Here is a 7,177-nt window from a genome sequence, read left to right on the forward strand (position 1 = left end):
ATGGCATCATCAGTTTCAATTTGCTGGCTATTATGCGGCTGATTGGATGGGGTATTATGAAGACGAAGGATTAATTGTAGAAATCAGGCCAGGCTGTACAGATGAAAGTGAAGTTTTAGATGTAACAAAAGAAGTTTCAGAGGGTAAAGTAGATTTTGGCATAGGTGCTACAGATATTTTATTATCCCAGGATAAGGGCGAAGATCTATGTGTTATTTCTTCGGTGTTACAAAGGAGTGGAATTAACTATTTTATAGGGGAAGGGACTATATTTAATTCTCCTATAGATATAGTAGAATTAAATATAGGCAGAAGAGAAAATGATCTTTTAGATATAGAACTTCAAGCTATGGTTATCAATGAAGGCATAGGCCTAAATAGTTTAACTCCTGAAATAAATGAGAATGAAAAGTTTAAAGTTCAAGATATAGTTGAAGAGAAATATGATATAGTTCCAGGATATTCCGGTGGGATAATTGAGTACTATGCTAGAAAAGATGAAATAAAATTAAAAACCATAAGACCTATAGATTATGGTATAGATTTCTATGGGGATACATTGTTTACAAGAAAAGACTTTGCTATGAAGAATCCAGAATTAGTAGAAAGATTTAGAAGAGCTAGTATGAAGGGATGGCAATATGCTTTAGAAAACCCAGATGAAATAATTGAAATAATGGATAAGGAGTTTTCTAATCCAGAATTGAAAAGCGAAAAGGATTTTATTGAATATAATAAATTTTAAGCAGAAAAGATAAAAGAACGTACATTATATCCTATAGTAGAACTAGGAAACATAAACCAATATAGGTGGAAAGATATGCATGAAAATTTAATGAAATTAGAACTTATACATAATCCAATAAATTTAGAGGAGTTTATATTTGATTACGAGAATATAATATTAGAAAGAAATAAAGTAGCTACAAAGAGAATTATCAAATCTTTACTCCTTATCCTCGCATTAGTTATAGTATTTTTTATTATAAATATTTCTAAAAAAAATAAAAGACTTAAAAAAGAACTAGAAGAGAATAAAAGAAAAGAAGCATTAATAATACATCAAGCAAGACATGCAGCTATGGGGGAAATGATAGGAAATATAGCCCACCAATGGAGACAGCCATTAAATAATTTAAATTTAATTTTATCTAATATGCAAGATAGTTATGATTATGACGATTTAGATTCGGAGTATCTTAATTCTTCAATTGAAAGAAGCCATTTACTAATAATGCAAATGTCACAGACTATTGACGATTTTCGAAATTTTCTAAAACCAGGAAATGAGAAAGAAAATTTTTACATATTGGATAGTGTAAAGTTAGCTTTAAATATTTTAGAGGAAAATATAAGGTTTCAAAATATAAAATTAATATTAGAAGAGAATAATATTTTATTAGGTTATGGTTATAAAAACCAATGTTCTCAAGTAATATTTAATATAGTGAATAATTCTATAGATGCATTATCCAAATCTAATAGAAATAATAAGATAATAAGGATTTTAATATATGAAGCCGAAGGTATGTCAATTTGTGAAATCATTGATAATGCTGGTGGAATCAATGATGAGGTAAGTGAAAAAATATTTAATCCTTATTTTACTACTAAAACTACATCTAAGGGTACAGGGTTAGGTTTATACATGTCTAAAACTATTATAAATAATATGGGAGGAAAGATTAGGTGGAAAAATACTAAAGAAGGTGTTTCCATGAGTTTGATAATTCCTAAAGGGAGGTCAGGACATGGAGGAAATAAAATCTAATGCAGTCTTAAATAACATGAAAGTATTATTGGTTGAAGATGATAGGTTTACTCGAAGGGAGTTAGAAAGGTTTTTAAAAAGGAAAGTGGGAAAACTTTTGTTAGCTAGTAGTGGATTTGAAGGGTTAAATATTTTAGATGAAGATGAAGTAGATATAGTAATAACGGATTTAAAAATGTCTAATATGGATGGCTTAGAAATGGTTAAAAAGTCTAGACAAAATGGATATCAAGGGCCAGTTATAATTATTTCAGCATATTCAGATAGTGACACAATTTTAAGGGCAGTAGACATAGGAATTGTAAAATATCTAGTCAAGCCTATCGATACAGAACAAATGGTAGATACTATGGAGAGCTTATCTAAAGAAATATTGCAAAATAAATATGAAAAATTAGTTTTAAATGATTTTATAGTAGACAGAGAAGGAAAAAAAGAAATGGAAAATGAAATAGGTAGAAAAGTAGCCTATTTCTTAAAAAGCTATACAGGAAAAGGGCCTAGAAATATAAGTATATTTATTCAGGGAAATGAAATAAAAGTAAAGTCAGAAGATGTTTTAACTACTATAGAGACAAATATGATTTCAAATAATAGAAATTATAGTCTTGTAGATTACAACAGACAATTATTTTACATGGAAAATAAAGAGGTTTTAGAGAAAACAATTGAAGAAATTGTCGATTCAAAGACTCAACTAGTAGAGGCGTATTGCAGTTCCTATGATAATTTAGATTTTTTAAAATTTTCTATTATATAGATTAGTTTTAAATATTATTTTATTATTATGCTAAATTAAAGCTAAAATAGATGCATTCAAGATGTAGACTATTCTAGAGTTAATTAATATAAAAATTAAAAAACTGACAAGATTTAAAGATAACTTTATGAGTTAAGCTTTAATAGGTCAGCTTAGAAGAATAAACAATTCTTTTAAGCTGACCTATTTTTTGTACTAGAAAGTAACAGGTTAAAGGGGAGATGGAAAGTTGATTTTCATAAGAGAATATTCAGCACCTGAAAGTATTGGAGAAGCATATGATTTGCTAATGGAAAAGAAAAAGAATGTAATATTAGGAGGTGGAGCATTTATTAGAATGAGTTCAAAAAATATTCCAAACATTATAGATTTATCAAAAGCAAAACTAGATTATATTACTGAAGAGGAAAGCGTATTTAATATAGGGGCTATGACTACCTTTGGTGATATAGAACATTCAAAAGTACTAGGAACCTATTTTAATAATGTTCTAGAAAAATCTATTAGAGAAATTGTAGGTATTCAATTAAGAAATATTGTTACAGTTGGAGGAACTGTTTATTCAAGGTATGGATTTTCTGACTTGATAACTGGATTACTGGCTCTAGACACAAAGGTGAATCTATATAGTCAAGGCAGTTTGTCATTAGAAGAGTTTTTAAAAGAAGGATCTAAAGAAAAAGATATTTTGGAAAGTATAACTATTAAAAAGGATGGAAGAAAAGCAAATTTTTTATCTATGAGAAACTCTACAGGAGATTATGCGATTTTAAATGTAGCAGTTTCAGTTTTAGAAGGAAAACATAAAATTGCAGTAGGTGCTAGGCCGGGTAGAGGAATTTTAGCAACTAATGCAATGAAATTTTTAGATGAAAATGGTATTACAGAGAAAAACGCTGAAGAAGCAGGAAAGATGGTTTCAAATGAATTAACTTTTGGAACTAATTCTAGGGGAAGTATGGAGTATAGAAAGCATGTATCTAGTGTTTTAGTAAAAAAGGCATTGTTGGAGGTGGAAAGTTATGAAGATTAAAATGAAAGTTAATGGGATAAAAAAAGTTTTTAATATATTCCCTGATGAATATTTAGTTGATACCTTAAGGAATAACGACTATACCAGTGTAAAAAGAGGGTGTGATACAGGGGTTTGTGGGGCATGTACAGTTCATATGGATGGAAAAGCTATTTTGTCCTGTGTAATGCTTTCAGCTAAAGCAGATGGGCATGAGATAACAACTATTGAAGGCGTAGGAAAAGAGGGAAGAAAAGTAGGAGAATATTTAGTAAGAGAAGGAGTGGAACAGTGTGGATATTGTAGTACTGGACTTATAATGAATATTTTATACTTGGAAAAATGCCTAAATAAGCCAACAGATGAAGAAATTCTCCATTATTTAAGTGGCAATTTATGTAGGTGCACAGGTTATACTGGCCAGTTACGAGCCATTAAAAAGTATTTTGAGGTGAAAAACTATGAAAATAGTAAATAAATCTTTTTCTAAAATTGATGGTTACGGTTTAGTAGAGGGAAAACCTTTATATACAGATGATTTAGCTTCTAAAGATTCATTAATAGTAAAAGTATTAAGAAGTCCCCATGCTTTCGCAAAGATTAAAAATATTAATACTAAAATTGCTGAAAAAGTTCCAGGAGTGGAATGTATATTAACTTATAAGGATATAGACAGAAAGCCTTTTACAAGAGCAGGACAATGTTATCCAGAGTTGTCTCCCTATGACAAGTTTATATTAGATGAATATGTAAGACATGTAGGAGATGAAGTCGCTATAATAGCTGCAGATACTGAAAAGATTGCTATGAAAGCTATGAAACTTATAAAGGTAGAATATGAAATATTAGAGCCAGTATTAGATTTTGAAAAGGCAGATAGTCATAAAACTTTAGTTCATCCTGAAGATGATATCTTTGCATTGATGGATGTAGGTTTTGATAGAGAGAGAAATATTGCATGTCAAACAGATTTTGAGTTGGGAGATGTGGAAAAAGTTTTAAAAGAATGTGAGGTAATTATTAAAAAAAATTATAGTAGTCAAGCACAAGCCCAAGGCATGATGGAATCTCAAAGAGCTTTTACTTATATAGACACCTATGGAAGATTAGTTGTAGTTACATCAACTCAAATTCCTTTCCATTTAAGAAGAATTTTATCAACGGCTTTAGGGATGCCAGAGAGTAAAATAAGAGTTATTAAACCAAGAATAGGAGGAGGGTTTGGTGCTAAACAAACAGCAAATGCTGAATTTTTTCCAGCTCTAATAACTTTGAAAACTGGGAAACCTGCAAAGATTGTTTATTCGAGAAAAGATGTATTCATAGGAACAAATTCTAGACATCAAATGAAATTTCATGTAGTAATAGGTGCTACAAAAGATGGGAGAATAAGAGCTATTGATATGGAAGGTATTTCTGACACCGGGGCATATGGAGAACATTGTCAAACAACTATCGGTGCAGCCGGCAAAAAAGTATTACCTTTATATAACAAGGTGGAGGCCTGTAGGTATTATGGTAAAGCTGTATATACTAACCATGTACCTGGTGCTGCCCTTAGGGGTTTTGGGGTAACCCAAGGAACTTTTGCAATAGAATCAGCTGTAAATGAATTAGCTATTGAATTAGATATGGATCCAACTGAAATACGAAATATAAATATGATAAAACAGGGAGAAACTACTGAACTTTTAAATATGACAACAAAGGATTGGGGAGATAAACCTATGTGCATGGATAGTTGTCTTCTAGAGCATTGCGTATCTAGAGGAAAAGAATTAATTCAATGGGATGAAAAATATCCTAGAAAAAGGATTAGTGATACAAAGGTAAGGGGAATAGGAATGGCTATTGCTCAACAAGGCTCTGGTTTGCCTAAAATTGATATGGCATCTGCTACTTTAAAGTTGAATACTGATGGATTTTTTAGCTTATTAATAGGGGCAACTGATTTAGGCACGGGTAGTGACACTATTATGGCCCAAATAGCTGCAGAAACCCTTGGAGTAGATTTAGATAAAATAATTGTATATTCTTCAGATACAGACTTAACCCCTTTTGACAGTGGGGCCTATGCATCCAGTACTACTTATACTACTGGAAACGCTGTCATAGAATCAGCTGAAAAAATGGTAGACTCAATTATTGAATATGGAGGAAAGCTCTTTAAAGTAAATAAGGAATATATATCTTTTGATGGTAAAAGGATTAAAAATAGGAAAAATGGTGAATGGATTAGTTTAGAGGATTTTTCAAAGAGAATTATCTATAATGAACTCTTTACTCAATTAGTCACAACAGGTTCATTCGTTCCAGAAAAAAATGTACCGCCATATATGTCAGGTTTTGCAGAAGTAGAAGTTGATTTAGAGACTGGAAAAGTAGATGTTATCCATTTTGTTGGAGTTGTAGATTGTGGTACACCAATAAATCCTAAGCTTTCAACTATACAAATAGAAGGTGGGATAACTACAGGAATAGGTCTAGCTTTGTACGAAGAAGTTAAATATAGTAGCTCTGGAAAATTAATCACAGATACATTTATGGAATATAAGCTTCCTACTAGAAAAGATATAGGGAAAGTAACGGTAGAATTGGCTAAGGGCCATGAAAAAACTGGGCCATATGGAGCAAAATCTATAGGTGAAGTAGTTGTAAATCCAGTTGCACCAGCTATAACAGATGCTATATATAATGCAGTAGGAGTGAGGATTAGGGATTTACCAGCTACGCCAGAAAAGGTATTTTTGGATTTAAAAAAAGATCATAAAACAGGAGGATTTTAAATGATTAATATTATTAATTTAATAAGAGACCCAAAGAGTACCAATAAGTGCGAAATTGATGGTATACCACCATTAAAGGAATCAATACCGTTAGGTTTGCAGCATGTTTTTGCAATGTTTCTTAGCAATATAGCCGTGGCAATTATTGTTGGTGGTTTAATAGGTATTGAGGGGCAAGACATGGTAGTATTAGTTCAATCTGCCATGATAGTAGCTGGTGTAGGAACCTTAATGCAGACTCATCCAATTGGAAACACAGGGGCAAGGTTGCCTATTATGATGGGAACAAGTTTTGGTTTTCTGCCTACCAATATTGTTATAGCTAAAAACTTTGGAATGGCCGCTTTATTAGGAGCTACTTTAGTAGGAGGAGCTTTTTGTGCAGTATTAGGATGTTTTTTAAAGTATTTAAGAAAATATTTTCCAAATATAGTTACGGGAACAGTGGTGCTTACAATTGGTTTATCTTTATTACCGACAGGTATAGAGGCTATAGCTGGTGGAAATGGAGCTCCAGATTTTGCTTCACCTAAAAATTGGTTAGTTGGTTTAATAGTTTTAATTATAGTTATATTATTAAATCAATTTGCGACAGGTTTTGCGAAAACTTCATCAATATTAATAGGGATTGTAATTGGTTATTTAATAGCATTACCATTGGACATGGTAGACTTAAGGCCAATTAAAGAAGCAGGATGGTTTGCTATACCAAGGCCATTTTACTTTGGAATGGAGCTTAGGGCTGGGGCTATTATTCCTATGATGATAATGTTTATAGTAACCGCCGTTGAAACAGTAGGAGATGTATCAGCTATAACAATTGGCGGTGCCGGAAGGGAAGCAACAGA

7 protein-coding genes are annotated in these 7,177 nt (G+C 31.6%); all 7 read left to right on the forward strand.

Going from position 1 to position 7,177, the window contains the following annotated elements; all coding sequences use genetic code 11:
* The coding region (locus VK071_09050; protein HLR35449.1) for an ABC transporter substrate-binding protein at nucleotides 1-745 on the forward strand (745 nt) is incomplete at its 5' end.
* Between the two features lie 75 nt (nucleotides 746-820).
* Entirely contained in the window at nucleotides 821-1,771 is a 951-nt protein-coding gene (locus tag VK071_09055) for a HAMP domain-containing sensor histidine kinase (protein HLR35450.1), read from the forward strand.
* Complete coding sequence (locus tag VK071_09060) at nucleotides 1,752-2,531, forward strand: Na-translocating system protein MpsC family protein (GenBank protein ID HLR35451.1); 780 nt, start codon at nucleotides 1,752-1,754, stop codon at nucleotides 2,529-2,531. Before VK071_09055 ends, VK071_09060 begins: the two co-directional genes overlap by 20 nt.
* A gap of 229 nt (nucleotides 2,532-2,760) precedes the next feature.
* Nucleotides 2,761-3,564 (forward strand): FAD binding domain-containing protein, encoded by an 804-nt coding sequence (locus VK071_09065; protein ID HLR35452.1) that lies wholly within the window; start codon nucleotides 2,761-2,763, stop codon nucleotides 3,562-3,564.
* Nucleotides 3,554-4,021 (forward strand): (2Fe-2S)-binding protein, encoded by a 468-nt coding sequence (locus VK071_09070; GenBank protein HLR35453.1) that lies wholly within the window; start codon nucleotides 3,554-3,556, stop codon nucleotides 4,019-4,021. Before VK071_09065 ends, VK071_09070 begins: the two co-directional genes overlap by 11 nt.
* Complete coding sequence (locus VK071_09075) at nucleotides 4,005-6,329, forward strand: molybdopterin cofactor-binding domain-containing protein (protein ID HLR35454.1); 2,325 nt, start codon at nucleotides 4,005-4,007, stop codon at nucleotides 6,327-6,329. The genes VK071_09070 and VK071_09075 overlap by 17 nt, the downstream gene beginning before the upstream one ends.
* Nucleotides 6,330-7,177, forward strand: an 848-nt coding sequence (locus VK071_09080) for a solute carrier family 23 protein (protein HLR35455.1), incomplete at its 3' end; no start/stop codon positions are given.

The sequence above is a fragment of the Tissierellales bacterium genome, assembly GCA_035301805.1.
Classification (GTDB): Bacteria; Bacillota; Clostridia; order Tissierellales; family DATGTQ01; genus DATGTQ01.